The sequence below is a fragment of the Maribacter taeanensis genome, from assembly GCF_047345145.1.
In the GTDB taxonomy this organism is placed as follows: domain Bacteria; phylum Bacteroidota; class Bacteroidia; order Flavobacteriales; family Flavobacteriaceae; genus Maribacter_C.
Map to the genome: position 1 here is coordinate 231,356 of NZ_JBLFER010000001.1, position 23,584 is coordinate 254,939.

At 37.8% G+C, this 23,584-nt stretch carries 25 protein-coding genes; 16 read left to right on the forward strand and 9 right to left on the reverse strand.

The annotated features are described in order from the left end of the window. Positions 1-35: 35 nt before the first annotated feature. Positions 36-1,352 (reverse strand): DEAD/DEAH box helicase, encoded by a 1,317-nt coding sequence (locus ACKWCD_RS00930; RefSeq protein ID WP_413982042.1) that lies wholly within the window; start codon positions 1,350-1,352, stop codon positions 36-38. Positions 1,353-1,575: 223 nt separating this feature from the next. Here ACKWCD_RS00930 and ACKWCD_RS00935 point away from each other — a divergent pair, with 223 nt between their 5' ends. Continuing rightward, positions 1,576-3,012, forward strand: coding sequence for a C-type lectin domain-containing protein (locus ACKWCD_RS00935; RefSeq protein ID WP_413982043.1), 1,437 nt, complete (start codon positions 1,576-1,578; stop codon positions 3,010-3,012). Positions 3,013-3,019: 7 nt separating this feature from the next. Here the strand turns inward: ACKWCD_RS00935 and ACKWCD_RS00940 are convergent, their stop codons facing one another. The 4 genes from ACKWCD_RS00940 to ACKWCD_RS00955 form a co-directional block, all read right to left on the reverse strand. Then, a complete protein-coding gene (locus tag ACKWCD_RS00940; RefSeq protein WP_413982044.1) occupies positions 3,020-3,625 on the reverse strand; it encodes a hypothetical protein in 606 nt (201 codons plus the stop codon). Between the two features lie 66 nt (positions 3,626-3,691). Next, on the reverse strand, positions 3,692-5,242 hold the full coding sequence (locus ACKWCD_RS00945) for an NAD(P)/FAD-dependent oxidoreductase (RefSeq protein WP_413982045.1): 1,551 nt from the start codon (positions 5,240-5,242) through the stop codon (positions 3,692-3,694). Between the two features lie 82 nt (positions 5,243-5,324). Then, positions 5,325-6,761 carry a M20 family peptidase gene (locus ACKWCD_RS00950; RefSeq protein ID WP_413982046.1) on the reverse strand — a complete coding sequence of 479 codons (1,437 nt, stop codon included), beginning with the start codon at positions 6,759-6,761 and terminating at the stop codon, positions 5,325-5,327. Positions 6,762-6,867: 106 nt separating this feature from the next. Continuing rightward, positions 6,868-8,889 carry a S9 family peptidase gene (locus tag ACKWCD_RS00955; protein ID WP_413982047.1) on the reverse strand — a complete coding sequence of 674 codons (2,022 nt, stop codon included), beginning with the start codon at positions 8,887-8,889 and terminating at the stop codon, positions 6,868-6,870. A 210-nt stretch (positions 8,890-9,099) separates the two neighbouring features. Between ACKWCD_RS00955 and ACKWCD_RS00960 the strand changes: the two genes are divergently transcribed. The 11 genes from ACKWCD_RS00960 to ACKWCD_RS01010 all read left to right on the forward strand — a co-directional run bounded on the left by ACKWCD_RS00960 (position 9,100) and on the right by ACKWCD_RS01010 (position 14,958). Beyond that, positions 9,100-9,723, forward strand: a complete 624-nt coding sequence (locus ACKWCD_RS00960; protein WP_413982048.1) for a tetratricopeptide repeat protein — start codon at positions 9,100-9,102, stop codon at positions 9,721-9,723. A gap of 5 nt (positions 9,724-9,728) precedes the next feature. Beyond that, a complete protein-coding gene (locus ACKWCD_RS00965) occupies positions 9,729-11,066 on the forward strand; it encodes a 2TM domain-containing protein (protein ID WP_413982999.1) in 1,338 nt (445 codons plus the stop codon). A 176-nt stretch (positions 11,067-11,242) separates the two neighbouring features. After that, positions 11,243-11,527: a 2TM domain-containing protein gene (locus tag ACKWCD_RS00970; protein WP_413982049.1), complete on the forward strand. Its 285-nt coding sequence runs from the start codon at positions 11,243-11,245 to the stop codon at positions 11,525-11,527. Between the two features lie 84 nt (positions 11,528-11,611). Then, positions 11,612-11,962 (forward strand): 2TM domain-containing protein, encoded by a 351-nt coding sequence (locus ACKWCD_RS00975; RefSeq protein ID WP_413982050.1) that lies wholly within the window; start codon positions 11,612-11,614, stop codon positions 11,960-11,962. Continuing rightward, complete coding sequence (locus tag ACKWCD_RS00980) at positions 11,962-12,291, forward strand: 2TM domain-containing protein (RefSeq protein ID WP_413982051.1); 330 nt, start codon at positions 11,962-11,964, stop codon at positions 12,289-12,291. Before ACKWCD_RS00975 ends, ACKWCD_RS00980 begins: the two co-directional genes overlap by 1 nt. A gap of 13 nt (positions 12,292-12,304) precedes the next feature. Next, a complete protein-coding gene (locus ACKWCD_RS00985; protein ID WP_413982052.1) occupies positions 12,305-12,634 on the forward strand; it encodes a 2TM domain-containing protein in 330 nt (109 codons plus the stop codon). Between the two features lie 36 nt (positions 12,635-12,670). Next, positions 12,671-13,009 carry a 2TM domain-containing protein gene (locus ACKWCD_RS00990; protein ID WP_413982053.1) on the forward strand — a complete coding sequence of 113 codons (339 nt, stop codon included), beginning with the start codon at positions 12,671-12,673 and terminating at the stop codon, positions 13,007-13,009. An 11-nt stretch (positions 13,010-13,020) separates the two neighbouring features. Beyond that, entirely contained in the window at positions 13,021-13,326 is a 306-nt protein-coding gene (locus ACKWCD_RS00995) for a 2TM domain-containing protein (RefSeq protein WP_413982054.1), read from the forward strand. 32 nt (positions 13,327-13,358) lie between these two features. Continuing rightward, positions 13,359-13,688, forward strand: a complete 330-nt coding sequence (locus ACKWCD_RS01000) for a 2TM domain-containing protein (protein ID WP_413982055.1) — start codon at positions 13,359-13,361, stop codon at positions 13,686-13,688. Between the two features lie 10 nt (positions 13,689-13,698). Next, positions 13,699-14,184 (forward strand): DUF2306 domain-containing protein, encoded by a 486-nt coding sequence (locus ACKWCD_RS01005; RefSeq protein ID WP_413982056.1) that lies wholly within the window; start codon positions 13,699-13,701, stop codon positions 14,182-14,184. A gap of 18 nt (positions 14,185-14,202) precedes the next feature. Beyond that, the gene (locus tag ACKWCD_RS01010) at positions 14,203-14,958 is read left to right on the forward strand and encodes a LytR/AlgR family response regulator transcription factor (RefSeq protein ID WP_413982057.1); all 756 of its coding nucleotides are present in this window, start codon (positions 14,203-14,205) and stop codon (positions 14,956-14,958) included. Positions 14,959-15,132: 174 nt separating this feature from the next. On the opposite strand, the gene ACKWCD_RS01015 is transcribed toward ACKWCD_RS01010, so the two are convergent. From ACKWCD_RS01015 to ACKWCD_RS01025, 3 genes are all read right to left on the reverse strand, one after another. Continuing rightward, positions 15,133-16,317 carry an LETM1-related biofilm-associated protein gene (locus ACKWCD_RS01015; RefSeq protein ID WP_413982058.1) on the reverse strand — a complete coding sequence of 395 codons (1,185 nt, stop codon included), beginning with the start codon at positions 16,315-16,317 and terminating at the stop codon, positions 15,133-15,135. A 483-nt stretch (positions 16,318-16,800) separates the two neighbouring features. After that, on the reverse strand, positions 16,801-19,041 hold the full coding sequence (locus ACKWCD_RS01020; RefSeq protein WP_413982059.1) for an efflux RND transporter permease subunit: 2,241 nt from the start codon (positions 19,039-19,041) through the stop codon (positions 16,801-16,803). Positions 19,042-19,135: 94 nt separating this feature from the next. Beyond that, the gene (locus ACKWCD_RS01025; protein WP_413982060.1) at positions 19,136-19,804 is read right to left on the reverse strand and encodes a VOC family protein; all 669 of its coding nucleotides are present in this window, start codon (positions 19,802-19,804) and stop codon (positions 19,136-19,138) included. A gap of 60 nt (positions 19,805-19,864) precedes the next feature. On the opposite strand from ACKWCD_RS01025, the gene ACKWCD_RS01030 reads away from it, so the two are divergent. Continuing rightward, entirely contained in the window at positions 19,865-20,269 is a 405-nt protein-coding gene (locus ACKWCD_RS01030; RefSeq protein WP_413982061.1) for a response regulator, read from the forward strand. Here ACKWCD_RS01030 and ACKWCD_RS01035 read toward each other — a convergent pair. Beyond that, entirely contained in the window at positions 20,266-20,667 is a 402-nt protein-coding gene (locus tag ACKWCD_RS01035) for a DUF4345 domain-containing protein (protein ID WP_413982062.1), read from the reverse strand. The genes ACKWCD_RS01030 and ACKWCD_RS01035 overlap by 4 nt on opposite strands. Positions 20,668-20,812: 145 nt before the next feature. Here ACKWCD_RS01035 and ACKWCD_RS01040 point away from each other — a divergent pair, with 145 nt between their 5' ends. From ACKWCD_RS01040 to ACKWCD_RS01050, 3 genes are read left to right on the forward strand one after another with little or no spacing between them, the layout of a single operon-like run. Continuing rightward, on the forward strand, positions 20,813-21,562 hold the full coding sequence (locus ACKWCD_RS01040) for an SDR family NAD(P)-dependent oxidoreductase (RefSeq protein WP_413982063.1): 750 nt from the start codon (positions 20,813-20,815) through the stop codon (positions 21,560-21,562). Between the two features lie 44 nt (positions 21,563-21,606). Further along, positions 21,607-22,659, forward strand: a complete 1,053-nt coding sequence (locus ACKWCD_RS01045) for a flavin monoamine oxidase family protein (protein WP_413982064.1) — start codon at positions 21,607-21,609, stop codon at positions 22,657-22,659. Positions 22,660-22,685: 26 nt separating this feature from the next. Then, positions 22,686-23,561, forward strand: coding sequence for a helix-turn-helix domain-containing protein (locus ACKWCD_RS01050; RefSeq protein ID WP_413982065.1), 876 nt, complete (start codon positions 22,686-22,688; stop codon positions 23,559-23,561). The last annotated feature ends 23 nt before the right edge of the window (positions 23,562-23,584 follow it).

Sequence of the window (23,584 nt, forward strand, 5' to 3'; positions counted from 1 at the left end):
TTAACACGAAAAGCATTACCTCAATATACTAGGCCTTATTCTTTTTTCGATGAAGAATCGTTATTCGAACGATTGCGATTTCGGTTTCTATTGCGATTTCTATTCCGGTTTCTGTTTTTGTTTCCGCCAGAACCGCCTCCGTTGTTTTGGTTTCTCGACTTATTATTTCGGGGTTTTTGAGAAGGTTTTCTGACTACAGTATCTTGCTCTGAAGCGTCATCCATATAGGGATGTTCACCCAAGCGCGGGACTTGTTGTTTGATGAGCTTTTCAATGTCTTTTAAATACGGACGTTCTTCTGCCATACAGAAAGAAAGTGCAATACCGCTTGCATTGGCACGACCAGTTCGACCAATACGGTGGACATACGTTTCGGAAACATTCGGAAGGTCATAATTTACTACCAAAGACAAACTGTCTACATCGATACCACGTGCGGCGATATCTGTGGCCACTAATACTTTTAATTTCCCTTCTTTAAATGCACCTAGCGCTTTTTGACGCGCAGCTTGCGATTTGTTGCCATGAATGGCGGCAGAACGAATATCTGCCTGTGCTAATTTCTTTACAATCTTATTGGCACCATGCTTCGTTCGTGAAAACACCAATACAGAATCGTCCGGTCTTTGTTCGAGCAAGTGTACCAAAAGTTTTGGTTTGTTTGCTTTGCTTACAAAGTACACACCTTGTTCAACGCGTTCCGCAGTAGCCTGTTCAGGTTTTATGGTTACGCGTTCAAAATCACCTAACATTTTACGTGACAATTCCACTATAGTTTTCGGCATAGTAGCTGAAAAGAAAAGTGATTGTCTTCTTGGTGGGAGTTTTGCAATAATCTTTTTGATATCATGAATGAAGCCCATATCCAACATCTGGTCGGCCTCGTCAAGTACTACAAAATCTAAATCTCTAAAAGAAATGAACCCTTGGTTCATCAAATCGAGTAATCGCCCTGGTGTGGCGATTAGAATGTCCACCCCCGCTTTTAAAGCGTTTACCTGTTTCCCTTGTTTGACACCTCCGAAGATTACCGTATTTCTTAAACCTGTATATTTTCCGTAGGCAGTAAAACTTTCACCGATTTGAATCGCGAGCTCACGTGTTGGCGTAACTACAAGCGCTTTTACTTTTCTTTTGTTATCTCTGAGGCTAATGCCTTCATACAAATGATGTAAGATAGGAATGCCGAAGGCAGCAGTCTTTCCTGTTCCAGTTTGTGCGACTCCTAAAAGGTCCTTTCTTTTCAAAAGAATCGGAATTGCCTGTTCTTGAATCGGAGTCGGATTGGTATAGCCTTCTTCTTGAAGGGCCTTGAGAATAGGCTCTGCGAGCCCAAGTTCTTTAAATGTCATATAAAATTATAAGCCGCGAAGGTACGTTTTAACAGTGGATAATGTTCTTAAGTAAGAATTTTTTGATTACATGTAATATTTGAAAAGTTCTTTGCCACGGTATTTAGAAGTTTTATACTGTTTCTCACTGCCTACACAACATAAAAGTGTAAGTGAAATCTTTAACGTTTAAATTGCTGTACTATTTGATTACCAAATTAAAGATTGGCTGTCCCAAGAACCTATGCGGAATCTACAAATTATTATTTGTACACTTTTATTTTTTTTCTTCCATGCAACACATGGACAGGATACCTTTGCCGATGATTTTGATGTCCGCAGCTATTCCAACAATGACGGTTCAAACTTATTTTTGGGAAATTGGGTGGAAACAAATGAAACTACAAATCCTACGACCGGCAGAATAGAAATCACATCCGGCGGTGATTTAGAATTTTTAAACCTCGATAACAGGTACATTACAAGAAATCTAGATTTATCGGCTTATGAAAATGTAACCTTGACTTTAGACCACGATAGAACAAATGGAAATGAAACCATACTAGTTCAACTTTATGATGGTTCTACTTTTAATACAGTCGCCACTTTAAATGGCGATGGAAGTCTCACCTACGAATTGGCAGCGAATGAGATTAGTGCGGGTTCAGCTATCCGATTTACTACGGGAAGTGGCAATTGGGGGGATTCTGAACGAGTTTTGATTGATAATTTATTGTTTACGGCACAGGAGCCCGATTTACCTCCGATAGTTATTGGTTCAGGAGATGACCTCTATTGTCCTGGTGGTTCTATTCCAATTGCAGAAAGCATTACGATTACCGACCCTGATGATGTGGGAACTACCGCTGTATTTATTCAAATTTCTGGAGGTTATGTGAATGGAGAGGACTTACTCTCCTTAACAGGAAGTCACCCGAGTATTACAACTTCTTGGGATGCGGTTCAGGGTGAGCTGACTTTACAAGGACCAGCTACTTATGCAGAGTTTGAAGCTGCGGTGCTTGCTACCGAGTTTTCTTCAAGTTCTGGCAATCCCTCTGGTATAAGACAGTTTTCGATAACAGTAGGAGAAGCTAATTTCTTGCCTTCAAGCAGTCATTATTATGAATTTATTTCTGCTCCTGGTATATCTTGGACAGATGCAGAGATTGCGGCGAGCAATCGTACTTATTTCGGATTACAAGGCTATCTAGCTACGCTTACCTCACAAGCCGAGGCGGATTTTTCAGGTCAACAGGCAAGCGGATTTGGATGGATAGGCGCAAATGATGTGAACGTTGAAGGAGAATGGCGCTGGGTAACGGGGCCGGAAGCAGGCACCCAGTTTTGGAATGGAGCAGCTGGAGGAACTGAACTGACCTTTGCAAATTGGAATGGAGGTGAACCCAATGATTATCCGAATAACGCAGTGCCAGGTGAAGAAAATTACGCGCATATCGCCGATGCTTCTGTTATTAGAGGAGGGGCACCAGTTGGCTCTTGGAACGATTTACCAAACGGAGGAGGAGGAGGCGCTTATGCGGCTCAAGGTTATGTAGTGGAATATGGAGGTACGGCAGGTGACCCCGTACTTAATATAACCGCTACGACTTCGTTGAATATTAGCGATTGTCGCGTAATTACAAACCGTAGAATAACCTATAGAGCCAAGAACAACTAAAATTACACTACGCGCTACAATCCGTAGTAACCCTATCGAAAAGCGTTAGATACCATTTTCCATCTATTTTGGTCAGGTAAAAGACAATGTCAAGTTTCGTAAAAACTACACGATGACTTTTTTCTTCTATATGTTTTACTTGTTTATAAAATGATTTGGAAAATTTACTAGTTTCAAAAACAGGTTGTTTCAAAATTTTTGATATTCTGGGATAGGAAATTGAATCGGTAACGAACAAACCTGCGCGGTCCCAAACCATTTCATTGCAATCAAATATTGCATTGTACTTTACAACTTCTTTAGGAATAGCGATTTCAGTAATTTCCATTAGATTCGGATATCTCGAAGAATTCTGACCTGCCGGAAAGGAAAAACTTATTGAAAAATGTTGTTCGAAGGTATCTGGCACTCCGATTCGAAACACATCATAAACCCCAAATTCAGGGTGAATATATTTCTTATTGATTTCTGAAACATTAGCATCTGCCGAAAGTTGAAGAATATCACGAATGACAGTTTTTAAAGTTTCATCAACAGTTTGATCTTTAGCCAACTGTGCCTTGCCACTAAACGTAAAAATCATGAAAATCAATAAAATAGTATTTCTAAACATTTTTATAGCAATTTTATACAAAGTTAAAATGTATCCTTCTTAGGAACATCCCTGAAAGCGGGTAAATTAATAATCGGCAATTGCTGCTTCCGCGCAACGCTCCCCGTCCATAGCAGCAGAAACAATTCCACCGGCATAACCTCCACCTTCTCCGCAGGGAAATAAGCCTTTAATTTCAGGATGTTCCAATTGTTCATTTCTAGGGATGTTTACGGGGGATGAGGTTCGAGACTCCACACCAACAATATTTGCCTGCGCCGTATAATAGCCTTTCATCTTCTTACCGAATTCGGCGAAACCTGCTCGCAAACGACTACCGATGAGTTTGGGAAGCAAAGAATGCATGGGTGCCGAATTCAATCCCGGTTGGTAGGAGGTAGGGTTGAGGTCTTCGGATAATTTTCCTTCTACAAAATCGGTTAGGCGCTGTGCAGGTGCAGTTTGTGTTCTTCCACCCGAAGTAAAAGCCAAACGCTCTAGATTCTTCTGGTATTCCAGTCCTCGTAATTCACCAAACTTTTCATATTTGTATAAATCTTCATCAACATTGATTTCAACTACTATTCCTGAATTCGCATATAAATTATTTCTTTTGGAGGGAGACATGCCATTGACAACTACTTCTCCAGGCGATGTTGCTGCGGGAACGATAAATCCACCGGGACACATACAAAAAGAGTACACGCCTCGACCTTTGGACTGATGCACCAAACTATAAGCTGCAGCCGGAAGTAATTCGTTACGTTCTCCCTTGCAATGGTATTGAATGGAATCTATAATTTGCTGCGGATGTTCTACCCGAACACCCATCGCAAATGACTTCGCTTTGAGTGCTATTTTCTTTTCATGTAAGAGATAAAAGATATCACGAGCGGAATGTCCCGTAGCGAGAATTACACGTTTAACCTCCATTTCTTTTGAATCATCTAAAATAATGGATTTCAATTGATTAGACTTAATTATAAAATCTGTTACTTTAGTATTGAAATGGACTTCTCCGCCAAACTTAATAATCGTTTCACGTATGTTTTGTACGATTTTTGGAAGCTTGTTCGTGCCGATATGCGGATGTGCATCCACGAGGATTTCTTCTGTCGCCCCATGATGTACTAAGCTCTCAAAAACACGACGGACATCACCACGTTTTAAACTCCGGGTGTACAATTTTCCATCGGAATAGGTGCCCGCACCACCTTCCCCGAAACAGTAATTGGAATCTTCATTAACCGTATGGTCTTGGTTGATGGCTTTTAAATCACGACGTCTTTCTTGCACGTTTTTTCCGCGTTCGAGAACTATGGGTTTGTATCCTAATTCTAAACAGCGTAGGGCCGCCCACATCCCCGCAGGGCCAAAACCGATAATGTGAATGGGTTTCGCTTTGGAAACGTCTTTGTAATCGAAGGTATACTCCTTCGTGGAAGGCATGGGTTCGTTGATGTAGACTTCCAGTTTATAATTGAAGTAGATACTGGGTTTACGTGCATCGATAGATTTACGCTGGACTTTAATTTGAATATCTTCCTCTGAAACACCCAGGTATTTAGCAGTTTTTGCCTTCAGTCCTAAAGTACCTTCTTCTTTTAAACTAACCCGTAATTGGATGTTTCTGACCATGTGACAAAGCTAGGTGAAATTGTAGAATAAGAAGAAAAACTTTTCCCCTCCTCGGAGGGGCTAGGGGTGGGTTTTAACTGTTTTATTTTTGTGCACCAAACCTTTTAATAAGATGGTAACTAAACAAGACGATTTCTTTGTAATTGTCTTTGCTTATTTTTTCGTCAATACCATGAAAACGTGTCATGCTTTCTGGGCCTAATCGGATAGGGTAGAATCGATATACATCATCAGAGACCTCGTAGAAATAACGTGCATCGGTACCACCACCAACTAGTCCCGGAATTACAACACTTGACGGAAATACATCACGAATGGTTTGTTGTAAAGTTTGGTAGCCTTCGGATTCTATACTCGAAACGGGTGAGGGGTTGGTCAAAAAGCCAACACGCTCGACTTTAATTTTATCTGAAACCGTATTTTTAATATGTTCTTCAACGATGTCAATCGTTTCACCGGGGAGTATTCTAAAGTTGATGGTAGCTTCTGCTACCGTTGGTATGACATTGTTTTTAATGCCACCTCCAATAATGGTTGGCGCAGTCGTAGTATGTGCATTCAATTTTTCTAGAATCGGTTTTTTAAACAACCACGGATTTGACAAGGCCATTTTTTGCACAAAAGGTAATTCTGCGGCCATATATTCTAGTTGATAGTCAATGGGTTTTACCATTTTATAAGGCCGTTGGTTATTTTCAAGGTCCACAATGGCTTGTGCCAACATTCCAATGGTGTTTTCTTTTGGAGGTGCCGAACTATGCCCACCATTCGTTTCTACAATGAGTTTGAATGAAGCAAAGCCCTTTTCAGCGAGGTTAACTATTGCGACGTCATCTTCAACCCCAGGAACCAAACCCTCTGCTAAAAAGCCACCCTCGTCAAGTGTCATTAAAGCTTGTATGCCTTGCGCTTTTAGATGCGCTGCTATCTTTGCAGCACCGTTCGAGCCACCAATTTCCTCATCATGACCAAATGCCAAATAAATGGTACGCTCAGGTTGAAAAGACTCCTCAAGCAATTGCTCAACAGCTTCCAATAAACCTATTAGCGTGCCTTTATCATCAAGGGTTCCGCGACCTATAATCTCTTTATCTGTTATTTTACCTTCAAAAGGTCCAGCTTCCCAATCGCCTAAGGTGGGTTCGTCTACTGGAACAACATCCATGTGCGACATTAAAATAATCGGCTTTTTTGTAGTATCCGACCCTTTCCAAGTATATAACAAGCTATAGGTACTTATTTTTTCAAGTCCGAGGTTTTCATGTACCAAAGGAAAGGTCTCTTCTAAAAACCTATGAAACCCGAAGAAAGCCGTCGAATCTGGAATGGCTTCTTCACTAAAAGAAATGGTTTTGTGCTGTATACCTTTTGCAAGGTTTTGGTAGATGTCTTTTGCCAAGCCTACCTTTTCTAAAGGTTTTGAAGCTACTTGTTTGGAGCTCGTTCTAAAGGTATTAAAGAGCAATACTGCTATGAATAATAGAACAATAATACCGATTAGTTTGAGTATTTTTTTCATGAGGGTTGGTTTTAGTTAGTTTCACTTTGCTACCACTTCTTAATCCCCTCCCAAGAGGGGATTAATCGCGTGGATGGTGGATTTTTTTTATAAGTTTAATCGTAGATTAATCTTTATATTTCTCAAACCAAGCCAAAATACCTGCTATTTTTGCAATGAGATTACTAGGTCTATTCGCAATACCATGGGACGCTCCTGGAATACGAACCATAGCCGTTTCAACACCTTCTAATTTCAAAGCGGTGTAAAATTGTTCAGATTCGGCTATCGGAGTTCGGTAATCTTCTTCTCCCGTCAAAAGCATAGTTGGCGTGGTAATATTGGCAACATAGGATAGGGGAGAGCGCTTGAAATAGTTTTCTGGATCTTCCCATGGTTTTTTGCCAAACCAATATTTGGAGAAGAAGGCGGCGCCGTCGGCATAGAGCACAAAACTCGTCCAGTTGATTACGGGTTTTGCCACTACTGCGGCTTTGAAACGGTCTGTTTTGCCTACAATCCATGCAGTAAGAACACCGCCACCACTACCACCTGTGACAAATAGTTTTTCGCTATCGACGTATCCTTTGGCAATAACCGCATCAACACCAGACATTAAATCTTCATAATCGTGGTTTGGATAATCATGATGAATAAGGTTGCCAAATTCCTCGCCATAACTAGTGCTTCCACGGGGATTTGAATATAGCACTACGTACCCTGCAGCAGCATAGGCTTGAATTTCAGCGGAATACACCGATCCGTAACTGGAGAAAGGTCCACCATGTATTTCAAGTATAAAAGGATATTTTTTAGAAGGGTCAAAATTCGGAGGTGTAACCACCCAACCTTGTATATCTTTCTGGTCATAAGATGATTTCCACCAGAGTTCTTCTACATTTCCTAAGCTCTTAAATGAGAACAGGTCATCGTTAACAAAGGTGAGTCTTTTACTTCCGCGCTTGTCACTTACTCCTAAATCTGAAGGATGTTGCGTAGTTCCTAAGGTATAGGCAATTTTATTTGTATTCGATACGGTGTATGCCCCAGCATTGTAAGGTCTTCCTAAAGAGAGTCCGCCAACACTTTTAACCTTATCCGTAACTTGACTTGACATAGACATATGAGCAATCTTGGTTTCTCCTTTATCGTCGTATTGAAAATAAAGTCCTTTTCCGTCATTGGCCCATTGCGCATTTGAAACACTCCGGTCAAAATTACCCGATAACAATTTTGGTGTTCCTCCTGCCAAATCTAATACATATAACTCGTTTAATTGATACCCTTGCAGTTCATCATCTAGTCCGGTGTAGGCGATTTTAGTACCATCTGGAGAAACCTTAGGGGAATCATCTGGGCCATAGCGATTGGTCAAAGCGGTGACCTTGGCGCTTGCCAAATCGAGTTCATAGATTTCACTGTTCATAGGTTCGAAAGCCTCATCCGCATTAAAATTTGCGGAAAAATAGAGTTTCTTTCCATTTTTGGACCATACCGGAGCCCCATGGTCGAAATCGGTGGAGGTCAATTGTTTCGGTGTGCCTCCGTCTATCGACAGAGTGAAGAGTTGCATTGTACCTCCCTTGATATAACCTTGACCGTCACCTCTGTAATTCAATTTATCGATATATGTTGGAGGTTTATTCCATTTGGCACCCTCAGGTTTTGGAGGCATTTTAATAATGGATTCATCCGCTTTGGGCACAAACATGTTAAAGGCCAAATAGCGGTCGTCAGGAGACCAAGTGACCTGCGATGGAGCTTTTGGCGTATTTGTCAAAGGAGCAATTTCTTTGGTGTCCATCCACATGAGAAAAAGCTTCATGCGCTCATCTTGACGGTTTGATTTAAAAACTATTTTTTGACCGTCATGCGACCATCTTGGGTAGATGTCGTTTTGGTTCCCAGTTGTTATTGGCCTGTTTCTTGAACCATCAGAATTAACTATCCAAATGTTGGATAGGTTTTTATCCGTCATGACATCCTTGAAATTCCGTACGTATAAAATCTGACTGCCATCAGGTGAAATTTGAGGGTCGGAAATGAATTCCATATTGAAAATGTCGACCAATTCTAAATTAGATTTTGTTTGACTTTGCACAAACACGAAATGGCCTAGAAGCAAAACTAGTAGTACTTGTTTTTTCATAGTAAGTTGGTTAATGATTGTAGAGTATATTTAAATGGAAGGGAACCGACTAAAAGTAAAGAAATAAAATGATTTGATGTTTAGAGGCTGAAAGTTTTTAAGGAGAGAGTTTTACAGTCCATCCTCAAAATTCTACAGTTCAGTCTTTCTTTTTTCTTTTCAAGCTTCAATTCGATAAAATTTGTGGGATAATCAATTCGGTAGAGAATCATGAAAAAAGTATTTACAGCCTTAGTATTATTAGTAACAACAATTTCCTTCGCACAAGACCAATACACTAAAGGAATGCAAAAAGCATTTCAATTATGGGGTGAAGGAAAAACGACCGAAGCTTCGAATATGTTTGAACGTATTTCGAATGCCGAAATGGACAATTGGCTTCCGTACTATTATGTAGCTCAAATTAATACTATTGTTTCCTTTGGAGAAAAAGACAAAGAAAAATTAACCCAGCAGTTGGAAAAAGCACAAGAGTTCATTGATTTGGCAAAAGCTATTTCTCCTGATAATCCTGAGATAATGGTGCAACAAGCTATGACACATACTGCTTGGATAGCCTTTGATGGAGCAACCTATGGCATGACGCTTTCGGGTAAAGTGGTTGCCCTATACGCTAAAGCGGCACAACTAGCTCCTGATAACCCAAGGGTTGTGTTTTCTAAAGCTGAATGGGATATGGGTTCAGCACAGTACTTCGGTCAAGATACGGCACCTTATTGTAAAGATGTAGAGCGTTCACTAGAACTTTTTGCTAACTTTAAACCGGAGTCCGATTTTCATCCGAATTGGGGAGCTGATAGAGCCGAAACGACGCATAAACACTGTACAAAATAATGAGTATAAATCAATTTTTAAGAGAACTTCTGAGAGCTGTAATCATGGGCTCTCTTTTGTTCTTTGGATTCCTTCCTTACTACTACTACACTGATGAACCAAGATATCAATTAATCGTTGATGACCTCTGGAGTGAGTATTACGGAAACATCATATTCTTCATCATAATTTACATGGTGAATATGTTCTGGATTCTTTTTCTTATTAAAAAACACAATTCAAATATTTATACTTTAAATAGAATATCTATTGCAATTGCAGGTAATATAGTTTTGTCTTTTGTTGGTGCTATAGTTGCTAGATTTATTATTTTGAGTTTGTTTCATGGGGTTTCTTATCAAGACTTTATTAGCTCTGAAAGTGTAAGCATCTATTTACAACCCGTCAGTATTGCAATTGTAATCTCCTTGATTTTTTATGCTATTTGGTATTATAAGTACCGCCAAGAAAACAGAGTAAAGGAGCAAAAAATAATCGCCGGTACGGCGTCTGCAAAATTCGATGCCTTAAAAAACCAGCTAGATCCTCACTTTTTATTCAATAGCTTGAATGTACTGACTAGTCTCATTGAAGAAGACCCTTATCAGGCACAAAAATTTACAACGTCACTTTCAAAAGTGTATCGTTATGTATTAGAACAAAAGAACAAAGACTTGATTTCTGTCGATGAAGAATTAAAGTTTGCAAAAACGTATGTACGACTTTTAAAAATGCGATTTGAGGATAGTATTGTATTTGAGATTCCCGATGAAAGTTCGAATCCCGAGGCAAAGATTATTCCTTTGTCATTGCAATTGCTTCTAGAAAATGCGGTAAAGCATAATGTAGTAACTTCAGAACGACCACTTCACATAAAGGTTTTTGAGCGCGATGGAATGTTGCAAGTTTCCAATAATTTACAAGAGAAACAGGTCGTTAAAAAGAGCAGTGGAGTAGGCCTTACAAACATACAGCAACGTTATGCGATACTAACTGATAGAAGAGTTCGCATAGAAAAAACGGCATCTGATTTTAGTGTTCAACTGCCCATGCTCACCAAACAGGTTTCGAAAGTGGAAACTCAAGAAATCTATATAGAAGATAAAAGATATGAAAAGGCCAAAGAGCAAGTTGAGAAAATCAAGGGATTCTACGGAAATTTAACCTCTTACTGCATAGTTATTCCCATTTTAATTTTTATTAATTTTAGAACAACAAGCTTTCCTTGGGCGATATTTCCGGCTTTAGGATGGGGCTTTGGTTTGACAGCTCATGGCCTAGAGGCTTTTGGTTATAATCCGCTGTATGGAAAGAAATGGGAAGAACGAAAGATGCGAGAATTTATGGATGACGAAAACTTCTGACTTCGGTTACGCTCAGTCGTCGACAAAAGGAAAATCGTAAGCTGAGCGCAGTCGAAGCTTCAATTCATCCTAAAGAAATTACAGTTCGGAAATTACTTATTTTAAAACCCCTGATTGTTTCTGAAATTTGATTCGAATTAATCCTGAAACCAGTTCAGGATATAAAAACGAAAATCATGAACTATTTAGAAAACAACGAAAGTAAGTATAGAAGAGCGAAAGAGCGCATAGAAGCCATCAAGGGTTTTTATATGAATCTACTGGCGTATTGCATTGTTATTCCTTTCTTAGCATTTATCAATTATAACACGACGAATTTTCCTTGGGCTGTTTTTCCGGCTTTGGGCTGGGGCTTAGGTTTAGCCGGACATGGTTTAGGGGCATTTGGTTATCACCCTATATTTGGTAAAAATTGGGAACAACGTAAGATGAATGAACTGATGAATGACAATAATTTCTAATCACAATTCATCTGTAAAAAACAACAATTCAGAAAGTAATTTTTAGTAAAACGATTCAATTTATAGAAATTTGATACAAGCAAAATGACAAACCTAAAAAAGAAAGATCAGATGGAATATTTAGAGATAAAAGAAACAAGAAATATCAATGACGGAAAGTATCTAAGGGCCAAAGAGCGAATTGCAGAGATGAAAAAGTTTTATGGTAAACTATTGTCTTATGCCGTATTTATAGCTTTCCTAGCTGCTTTAAATTATTATACCAACGGATGGAATTACATGTGGTTCTTATGGGTTGCTTTCGGCTGGGGAATCGGACTGGTTTTTAAAGCTGTGAAGGTTTTTGGAATGAACCCCTTTTTCGGAAGAGGTTGGGAAGAACGCAAGATTAAAGAATTCATGGAGGAAGATGAACAACAAAACAGATGGAACTAATGGACTATAACAATTTTGAAAAGAAAGAACGCGCTAAAAAGCGAGTTGAAGAACTAAAGGGCTTTTACATACACTTTATGGTATATGTACTCGTAAACATAATGATAAGCACAGTTATCGTGGTAAGTCACATGTACAATGGCGATGGTTTTATTGAATCTATTTGGGATTTTGGAACTATATCAACATGGATTTTCTGGGGAATCGGAGTGTTTTTTCATGCAATGAAGGTGTTCTCATTCAACCCCATTTTTAATAAGAGTTGGGAGGAAAGACAGCTGAAGAAATATATGGACGAAGATAAAAAGCAGGCTGAAAAGTATAAATAATCAAACTATCATTATGAAATCAAAAAATAAACAAGCATTGTCTTCCTTTGAGAGAGCTCAAAAGAGGGTGAAAGACATCAAAGGATTTTACGGACACCTCGCAGCGTACGTGATAGTAATTCTAATTGTGCTTTCAACGAGAGGTAGATTTATGTCCATAGACAATACGATATTTCAAAGTTCTGAGTATTTAAACTGGATAGATTGGAATATTTTCGGAACTCCCATCATTTGGGGAATATTTCTTGTTATGCACGGAATTCGCGTATTTGGGAAGAACCCTTTTCTTGGAAAAAACTGGGAAGAGCGTCAGATTCAAAAGTACATGAAGAAAAACGCTTGAGATAAAGAAAAATAGGAAAACTACAATATCATTATCATGCCATCAAAAAACAAAAAACCAACAACATCCTACGAAAGAGCTCGTAAAAGAGTAGATGACATCAAAGGCTTTTACGGGCACCTAGCAGCTTATATCATTGTAAATGCGCTATTGTTGTTAGCCCGTGGAAAATTTCACTTTATGCTTTTAAGTAAAGGGGCTTTAGGAGACCCAGAATTTCTAAATTGGTTGGATTGGAATGTCTACGGTACACCAATTGTATGGGGAATTGGCCTTGGTATCCATGCATTGAGCGTTTTTGTCAAAAATCCATTTTTAGGAAAGTCTTGGGAGGAGCGCCAGATAGAAAAGTATATGAACAAGGATAAACAATAAGCGCAGTAATTATGGAGCAGATATCTACAGAGCAGTACTTGAGAGTAAAAGATAAGATGAAGCGAATTACAAATTTTAAATGGTTTCTATTGATGGGGTTTGTAGCATCAGTAGTTATGATTGGTTTCTCTGCTTTCTTGTATTCAAATGAAGCACAATATTCTTTTGTTCCGATTACTATTTTTTTAGCAACAACACTTGGGCTTTGGATAATCATAGGCATTGAGTATATAACTGTTTTTAAAAGTAATTTTTTCCTCGAAAAATCCTGGGAAGAACGTCAGATAGAAAAGTATATGCGCAAGTTTGGAGAATAACTTAAAAACAAACGAAGCATAAATTATTGGGCATGGATACAAGAAAAATAGACAAGAGCGCAAAGGCCAAAAAGAAAGTTGAAGCCCTAAAGGGTTTCTACATACATCTCACACTGTATTTCTTGATAAATACCATGCTCTTGGTGGTCAAAATCATTGGCACCCCTTATTATGGCGAAAATTTTATGGGACCAATATGGCACTTTAGTACCTTCGCTACATGGCTTATTTGGGGTTTAGGTTTGGCATTTCACGCCAGTAAAGTATTTGGTTTTAACCCTTTTTTCAATAAGGAATGGGAAAAGCGCCAGATAGATAAGTATATAGAAAAAGACCGAAAAGAATCTAAAAAATACAACTGATTAAAGCAGTATGATACACAGTACTATTGGACTGATACACACCATATGTGCCACTGTAGCATTGCTTACGGGTACTTTTGTTTTACTCACTACTAAAGGAAATAGATTGCATGTTCGTGTTGGATATGTGTATGTTGTGGCCATGTTGGCAATGAACTTTACCGGCTTTGGGATTTATCATTTGTTTGGTGGCTTCGGAATTTTTCATGTAATGATTTTGGTAAGTTTGTTTGCCTTGTTCGGGGGCATGTATCCCATACTTTTTCGAAATAAAGTAAAGAACTGGTACTTGCAGCATATAGAGGTAATGAGCTGGAGTATTGTTGGACTTTATGCCGCTTTCGTTGCTGAAGTTGGGGTTAGGTTCTTACCCCTACAATATATGATGTGGGTAGTTGGGGCTGGTAGTGGACTAGTATGTACGATGGGCAGTATATTGATAAAAAGAAAACTCAAAAAAGAAAAAGAACTGATTGAGCTAAAAGAAGTGAGTTAATAAAACATAATTTTACCTATGAACGTAATTATTATAGAAGACGAAAAACCAGCGGCTAGACGACTTTCGAGACTTTTGGAAGAACTGGATGTGCAAGTATCGGTAATGCTACATTCCGTTGAGGAATCTATCAACTGGTTTCAAAATAATGAGCACCCTGATTTGATTTTCTTGGATATTCAACTCTCTGACGGACTATCATTCGAGATTTTTGAGACCATAGAAGTTCGTAGTGCAATTATATTTACCACAGCCTTTGACGAATATGCGCTTCAAGCTTTCAAGTTGAATAGCATTGATTATTTATTAAAACCCATTGATGATGAAGATTTAGAAGTTGCTGTGAAAAAATATAAGTCCCTAAAACCGGAACCTCAAAAATTGGCATTGGATTTTGAGGACATTAAAAAGTTGTTGGTGAATCCGCTAGAGCGTGAATACAAAAAACGATTTACAGTTAAAGTAGGGCAGCACCTGAAAATTATAAATGCGGATGAAGTGGAATGCTTTTATAGTGAAAATAAAGGAACCTATGCGGCAACTTCTGATGGGAGAAATTATTTATTAGACACCACTTTAGAAAATTTGGAAGGGGAATTAGAACCTAAAATTTTCTTCCGGGTCAGTAGAAAATTCTACGTCAATATCAATCATATCAAAGACATTATTTCTTATACAAATTCACGTCTTCAAATCAAGCTAAATCATTTTTCGGAGCAAGAAATTATTGTGAGTAGGGAAAGAGTCCGTGACTTCAAGTTATGGTTGGAGTAGATAATTGTAAATTACTGATTAATAATTATTTAAATATAATGATAGATTTTTCTTATAATGACTTTTTAGTAACAAAACAGTGTTTTTTGAGAAAAAAAAACTGTTTTTTAAAGTTACTAAAAAGCATTTGAAATTACACTTTATAAGGCTATTTTTTCAATTGATTTTAAGCTGTTAATCTATTCTGTTATCATCAAAAGAAGAAGGCAATAATTTCGGAATTAACTTGATAAAAATAGGTAGCAAAACGGCTCCCCCAGGAAGCATGAAAATTGCTAATGACGGAATAGTTTTAAAAATATCAATCAACTGATTCTGCACTTTCTTTTTTTCCTCAGCACTCAAATCTTGGAGGGTCGCTTTAGAAATAAGAGTTACTAATTCTTTACTTTCATGAAGTTCTTTTTGCAAACGTTTGCTATTTCTTAGAATAAGTTTGTTTACAATTTTTGACATACTATCATAGAACTGTACCGCAAGGTTTTGATTCTTCAGAAAGGGAATAGTCTCTCCATTACGCTCAAAGAAAGCGGTAATTTCTTCTAAGGAACGATTAATTTCTTTTTGTTCGAAACCGAGGTCTTTACCAATGCCGAAGATGAATTCTGATTCTTGGTATTCCAAAGATTTATCTTCCCAAACCGTTAGGCAGGCCATATCAAGGAAATATTGATTCTCCCAAGGAGAAAAATTATCAAGGAGTTTTTCCCTGTAAGAACCATCGAAACGCTCCTTATCGGGGTCAATAAAGGTCAAAGATGCTTCGAATAGTTGGGCCAGTCGTTCGTCATTCTCGTTTTTCTCTTTAGAGCTTAAGGCGTGATAGGTAACATTAATAGCAATGTACTCAATGTTTTGAGCATGCTTTTGAATACCTTCCTTTCGCAGTAAATAGCGCTTGAAGGTCAATACATCAATAAACAATAGCGAATTCGTAATGATACTATTGAAGGTCTTACTGATAACATTATCTGCAAGGTAAACTCTTGAATCAATTAGTTTCTCGAGCTGTGCTGAGGTTTTGCTTCCCGTAAGAATTTTATTAAAAAACGAAATCTCATCCAGTTCTAAATCCTTATAGAATTGAAAGATTTTATCTAAAAAGGCATCAAAATCTGAATCCGTGTATTCTAACGAATAGGTTTTGTATAAAGCGGCAAGGAGATTGATTTTTGCTTTTTCGTCTTCTGAAAGAGTGTGTTCAGTGGAAATATATCTCGGAATTTTAATATTAACTCCATATACAAATCCTATTTTTTTTAATTCCCCATAGATATCTTGAAAGTTGTTGTAGGTAGTAGTATCGTTACTTACGATCTCTCCAAATTTATTAATCCAGCCTGATGCTGATGGGTTCATAGGTTAGGTTCTTCAGAAGCTCAAAAATAGGGTAAAATGCCTTGTTAGGACTAATATTATTGAATTTTCGCAAGATGAGCATTGTCTACTAAATCCTTAAAAATCGGGAAAAACCATTACTTTTTTGAGGTTGGCATAGGTCTTCAGATGCAGTTCATCGGATATTTGCCGGGGTTTCTTATAAAAAGGCAATATATCCTATTTTTCTGTAGGAAATTCATAGTATGTTATGTATGTTTATATGCTATTTTTAGCATTCTGCAATGCCCCAAGTGTTACAGAGTACATATTTAATTTAACCAAAATTGTCCCAAAACCCCCGCGATTATGGAGTATTTTTTATTCTTCCTATGGATTTCAGTTATGCTATTTTTTTTCTTCAGAATTTTTGCTGCTAAAAAACAGTTACAGCGAAGTTTGAAATCTAAAAAGTAGTATTCTCAGTAATTTATTTGAGTTGGCTTTTCTAATTCGGAACTACTTTTAAAGTAGTTTCCGAATTAGTACGGGCAATAATAAAAGATCTAATACGAGGGCAGCTAATAAGGTGACACTTACCAAAAGGCCTATCGTCACACTAGGTGCATGTATTGAAAATAGCAATACCATAAATCCAAAAAATAGCGATAGCGTCGTAATCACAAGAGCTCTACCAGTTTCGTTGAAGGTAACCGTTAATGCCTCTTCTTTGGTAAGCCCATTGTTTCTACTGACTTTATACCGGCCTAAGAAGTGTATGGTGTCATCTACAGCAATACCGAATACGATAGCAAACACAACTGAAATGGTTGCTTCTAACGGAATACCTAAATAGCCTAATAATCCGGCTGCGAATAGCAGAGGCAAAACATTCGGGAGTAAAGAGATCAACAAAAGCTTTAAATCTCTAAAAAGTAAGGCCATGATAAGCGCTACAAGAAGAGCGCCCATCAACAACCCGTTGACCAAACTTTCACGTACGTAAAAAGAGTTTTTGTCTAAAAGTATTCCCGTTCCTGTTAATCGGAATTGAACCATAGAACTATCTATTTCAGTGCGTAAAAATGTTTTTAAATCATTATAAACCCTAGTAATACTATCTAAACCCACGTCAAGTACTTTTGAAGAAATTCGTGATTTAGTTTCTTTAGTATTCACAAATTTTTCAAGTTGCTTTCTTGCCAATTTCTTAGCTTCTGCCTTATAAGACTCAAATTTTACTTCTGTTTCTGGGAGTACAAAGAAATCCGACTTATTCAAATTATTAGCTTTGTTCAGTCCTTTGAAAAGCATATTTACGGATTGTACATTTCGAATTTCTGGAAAAGACTTCATTTTTTCTACTACTTTTTCTATCTCCTGAGCAATAGCGAAATCTGTAATTTTATGATCTCCTTTGGTTGTTATTGCTATTTCTAAGGGTCTGAAACCGGCATAGTTCTTTTGAAAAAACTCAAAGTCATTGGCAATATCACTGTTTACAGGAAAGCTATTTTTAATTTGATAGTTCGTATTGATTTTGGTCATTCCGAAGATGCAAAACACGCCAAAAATTAGACTACCCAACAAAATACTTCTAGGATAAGATTTTGTAAACGAATTCGTGGCAACTAAACTTTTAGACCAGATTTGGGAATCTTGTTTTTTAGGTAATAGGTGTTTTTTATCAATCAGTAAGAGTAAGGCACAGGTAAAGAAAATAATAGTTACAAAAGTTGTAAGAACTCCTATTGACGCATTCAGTCCAAATCCACTAACGCTAGTAGATTTAGAGGTCAACAGAGACGCAAAACCAATCGCCGTAGTTACCGATGTTAGTAAAGTAGAAACCCCAACTTCCTTCAAGGTCAATCGCATGGCTGTCTCTTCCTCTATGCCTTTTTTGAGCTTGTTTAGATAATCATCCATAATATGAATGACATCTGAAGTACCTACAATAAGTAGCAGAATAGGGTAGAAGGCAGCTAGAACGGTAAGCTCAATACCCAACAAAGAAAGTAAGCCCATAAAAATTAATAGGGCAAGGAAAATGGAAGAAAGAGTTAAGGCAATTATCGTTATTCTTCGATATACTAAAAACAAAATCAAAAAAATCAAAAGCGATGAGGCAATGGTTGTCACCATCAATTCTCTCTTTTGCATATCGATCAATGCTTCATAAAAAAATGCTCTACCGAGCAAATGATAGTTTGTAAAACCCTCGGCATCAAGTCTTGCTCGTACTTCAGTCAATAGCTCTGAGCACTGTTCATAATTTAAACTGTCTTCTGTTTCAAGAGCAAGCACAAGAGATTTACCTTTCTCATCAATTAGGGAATTTATAAATAAATCATCCTCTTTAATTTTTTTCCAGTCTGCCTCATACTTCAGGGTATCATTTCTTCGGATGACGGGTATTCTTGTATATCCCAATGGGGATTTTATAGGATAAAATAATGTTGTTAACGATTGATTTTCAGTTACGTAAGGAAGCTCTTTTGCCTCTCTTGATAGTTTGTGAAATCGGTTCAGAAAATCTTTACTAAACACAGTTTCCTCATTCTCAACGGCAACTAAAAGGAAATTGTCATCAGTGCCGAAGTCTTTGATAAAATCTTGATAGAAGGCCAAATCTTCATCCCCTTCGGGAAAAAATTGGCTAAAATCAAAAGAGAATTTTAGGTTGAATAATAAAAAAACCGAAGCGATGCCCAAGATGATAAAGAAGCTTATAACAGCTTTCTTTTGCGAAAAGAGTTTTTGCATTTTAGTCAGTTAGAAACATCGTGGTCCACAAATTTACCAATTGAAAAGAAGTTACACCTCGAATATTGATAAAAGTTATGCGTATGAGGAATGACTAAATTTCGACAAAACCTTTTGGGCACTTGATAATCCCTTTTATACTTACTTCTTCGGATAGGCCTATTTTAATAGATACATCTAGGTTTTTAAGAATGCCTTCAAATAATAAAGGATTCGGATGAGTAGCGCATAACTCTACCAATTCACAACCCATATTCGGTAGTATTTGAGAAGGATGTTTTTGGGTATTACTCCAATCAAGAAAGAAAGGTATTATTTCCACTTCAGGCTTTGGTAGCGGCATGATTAATTTCCATTTCAACAAAGAACCGTCTGCAGTATTTCGTGAGCCTTCTTTGATTTCACCCATTTCAGAATTGTATGTTTTTAAGACTATACTATCTTTTTCAAGCGTGTCTGATTTAATTGCCCAGCGGGTAATTTGATTTTTTGATAGAAGGTCAATACCCATCCACCTAGGTGATGTAACCGCTGTATTCAAATTATCTGCAGCCAACAATTCAAGATATGTCTGATTATTGAGATTGATCAAAGCGTTTTTTGTGCCGAAGTTTTTGTGGTAACCCCCGAAAACTGGCTGGACACCCAATTTTTGTTTAAATTTTTGAATGGCTTCTCGCAAGTCGGAAACAACATATACAATATGATCTACTTTTCTGTCAATGATGATAAATTTTAGGAATTCTAAAGATATGGAATTCACTTTCATTGGCATTTCGAATGAACATTCTGTACCTTGTGATCTTTTAAAAAGCAACTTTGGATGGCTCCTATAGTTTGGATAATAGATGATGATCTTGTGTCACAATTTGCGACGGAATATTGTATTCGTCAAGCCAAAAGCGTGGCCAAGGTAAAGAGTTTCGACAAAGCCACCGATAGTCTGAATACCTTTAAGGAATGTGTAAAAAAAAATAAAGCAATACCTCAAGTTATTCTTCTAGACTTGGTGATGCCCGAAATGGACGGTTGGGAATTTTTAAGAGAAATTGAAAAACTAGTCGGTTGGGAGGGTAAAGTAAACGTCTATATTATTTCAGCATTTGCAAAAAGTAAAGATCGAGATCTTGCCAAAAAACATCCTCTCGTTCGTGGGTATTTTGATAAACCGTTATCCAAAGTAAGTGCAGATAAAATTTTTCAATCTGTAAAAGTCAAAGACCTTTAATAGGTTTTCACCTGACCATATTTTCTGAGATTGTAATATCCCCAAAGGAAGAAAAGAGCTTCTAAAATCATACCAATTGAGTATTGTATTGAAACACCATCGAGAATAGTACTCACAAGTCTTCCAATTGTCAAACCTCCCATAAATATAATGTTAGATATGGTCGCACCTTGCCAGTGCTTTGGATTTTGTATTCCGATAATCCAGTAAATTCCAAAGGCAATATAAAGCCCCATTATCGCTCGAAAAATATTCTTTAACTCTAAGTCTTGAACTTCAAAACCAAAGATGTATGGTAGGAACTTACTGGGATTTCCACCATAAACAAAACTTGCAATGAACACTACTGCTGCTGATATGCCGAGCTGAAGGTTTTTTATTAATTTGGGGTCTTTCATGTCCCACTAAAATACCTTTTTTGTGATTACAGAGCATTGATTTATAAGATGGCTTTCCGAAATTTACCATTCATTCTCTTTTTTGAACTACAATTGGTTGGCAAATCAAAATACTTTTGCTGCTCGAATAATTAAAAAAAATATTATGAGCAAAAGAGCATTGATTATAGGCGGAAGTAGTGGTATTGGTAAGGCAACTGCAGAGAAACTTTTAAAGGAAGGTATTGAAGTACACGTTGTTGGAACGAACAGTGGAAAGTTAGAAGTTTTCAAGAATGAGGCTTCTGGTAATTTAACTACACATAAGGTTGATATTACCAATAGCGGCGAAATGGAAGCTTTGAATAACACTATCAACGGTTGGGATAATTTAGATTACTTGGTAAATGCATCAGGAATTTTTGGTCCTAAACCTTTCTTGGACCATAGCGTTGCCGATTATGATTCGTATATGAACTTAAATAGAGGTTTCTTTTTTATCACACAGACTGCCTCCAAAAAAATGGCTGCAACTGACGGTGGTTCGATCGTAAATGTAGGGTCTATGTGGGCGAAACAGGCAGTGAAAGCGACACCTTCTTCTGCATATTCTATGCAAAAAGCAGGTTTACATTCGCTAACGCAGCATTTAGCCATGGAATTGGCAGATCACAAAATTCGTGTAAATGCAGTATCTCCTGCTGTGGTTGAAACTCCGGTTTATGATAGTGTTTTTGGTGGGAAGGAAGAAGCGCATGAAGCCTTACAAGGTTTTCACGCTTTTCACCCCATCGGCAGATACGGAAAACCTGAAGATATAGCCAATACGATTTCCTTCTTACTTTCCGACCAAGCATCATGGGTAACCGGAGCGATTTGGGATACCGATGGAGGTGTAATGTCAGGAAGGAATTAATTCCAACCGAGAATCTGTATTTTTACGACCATTGCTAAAAGAATATGACTGAAAATTTCTCAAAATATATCATCGTTGGAGCAGGTTTATCTGGACTCACATCTGCCTACCAATTGGAAAAAGCAGGCGAGACTGATTTCGTTATTCTTGAATCGCGAAATAGGCTAGGAGGCCGTATTCTGACCAACGATGGTATAGATTTGGGAGCCACTTGGTTTCAAAACCATCATCAAAATGTGTTGAATTTGTTGGATGAACTTCAGGTTGATAAATTCCATCAATACAGCAAGGGGAAAAGTGTTTTGGTTTACAGCACCATGGCACCCGAGCACTATTTTGAGAGCGACCCGAATGCGCCATCGGCCTATCGTATCTCTGGAAATTCTTCGGCAATGATTCAGGCCTTGGCAGAACCTGTACTAGATAGAATCCATTTGGAAACCGTTGTTTCCGGAATTTCTGAAATAGGAAATAAAATAGCAGTTCAAACGGATAAAGGTGTTTTTACTTCGGAAAAAATAATTGTCACCATACCATCCAAAATCGCAACACGTATTGAATTCAAACCAGAACTGTCGGAAGTAGTAACAAGAGCAATGGATAGTACCCATACTTGGATGAGCAATGCCATGAAAGTCGGTATGACTTTTAAAACCCCTTTTTGGCGCGAAAAAAACTTTTCAGGTACCGTAATCGGACAAGTAGGAGCAGTTACGGAACTCTACGATCATAACAACGTTGAAGAAAACACCTATGCTTTAATGGGTTTTTTAAATGAAGGTTTACGTGATCTTAGCGCTGAAGATAGAAAACAACGTATTCTGGAGTATCTCATCAAATACCTAGGCGAAGAGATAGGGGATTATTTAACCTACGAAGAAAAGGACTGGTCGCAAGACTGGAATACCTCTTGCGAGACGATTAAATCGGTGTATATGAGTCCATCTTATGGGAATCCTGTTTTTGCGCAAAGCTATATGAACAATCGCTTGGTATTTTCCGGTGCAGAAACTTCACCGCTTTATGGCGGTTATATGGATGGCGCTATTTATAGTGGAATTTTGGCCGCCCAGAAAGTTTGTGAGAAAACAGAATAATTACGACTACCCTTCCAGAATCGTTTATGAAACATCCGAAGCAGAAAATAGAACAATATCATTTACATAAGGCGCATCCTGAAAAGCTGCAATTTGAGGTGTATGATTTAAATGCTTATCGAAAAAATAGTGGTACTAAAGCTGCAGTGCCACACTCCCATAGTTACTATCAAATTATTTGGTTTTTTCAAGCGGGCGGAACCCATACGGTGGATTTCAAATGCTTCGAGATTAAAAAGAATACCGTATTATTTGTAAACAAAGATCAAGTGCATGCCTTCGATGCGAACCTTGAAGTTAACGGTTGGCTCATTCATTTTAATGAGAACTTTTTCATGCATTCCGATGTTGATATCTTCTTAAAGTATAACTTGTTTAATTCCCCTCAAAATCCCTGTTATCCAATTGATAATAAAATTGCAACTGTTGGCTTGTCTTATGTGGATTTGATACGGGAAGAATTAGCTAAACGAGATCAGTTTGGTTCCGAAGATGTTGTCCGGTATCTGTTAAAATCCTTTTTGATTACGCTGGAGCGTATCCATAGAAAAGATACGGAAAAGAGCATTGAGCTTACGAGTCAGTATGAGTTTCAATTTTACAAGTTCAAAGATTTGCTTGAGGAGAATTATGCTAAAAATGTTTCCGTACAAAGCTATTCGGAAGCCTTAAACATCTCTTCTAAAACACTCGCTACCATCACGAAAAGCTTTGTGAATAAATCACCAAAACAGCTTATTGCGGAGCGCATTGTTTTGGAGGCAAAACGTTTATTAAAATTCACCACTTTACAGATAAGTGAAATCGCATTTCGGCTCGGATTTGATGATGCTTCCTATTTTGTAAAATATTTTAAGCGGCAGGTGGGAAGTTCGCCAAGTGTTTATAGAGCGAAAGTATAGAATCGAAAAAGACCGCTTGCTAT